The following is a 288-nucleotide window of genomic DNA, read 5'->3' as shown; positions in this document are numbered from 1 at the left end:
CTTTATAAATTTGAGCGAGCGTACATTCTACGAAACTAGTAGCTGCTCCGATAATTGCGATAAACCACATCCAAAATATTGCACCGGGTCCACCCATTGAAATGGCTAATGCTACACCAGCTAAGTTTCCGATACCGATACGTGCTGCTGCACTTAAGCAAAATGCTTGGAATGGAGAGATGCTATCTTTCTTTTTTTCTTTTCGATTAAACCCTTTACTAATTAAACTGACCATCTCACCGATATGAGTAATTTGGACGAATTTTAATTTGAAAGAGAAATAAAGAC

At 37.8% G+C, this 288-nt stretch carries 1 protein-coding gene; it reads right to left on the bottom strand.

Translation table 11 applies throughout. The annotated features are described in order from the left end of the window. A partial coding sequence (locus tag SB658_RS23190; protein ID WP_410602620.1) for an alanine:cation symporter family protein occupies positions 1-288 on the bottom strand: 288 nt, incomplete at both ends.

This window comes from Bacillus sp. SIMBA_008 (genome assembly GCF_046535495.1).
Taxonomy (GTDB): domain Bacteria; phylum Bacillota; class Bacilli; order Bacillales; family Bacillaceae; genus Bacillus; species Bacillus subtilis.
Note: the sequence above shows the minus strand (reverse complement) of the source record. Positions and strands in the feature narration are given on the sequence as shown.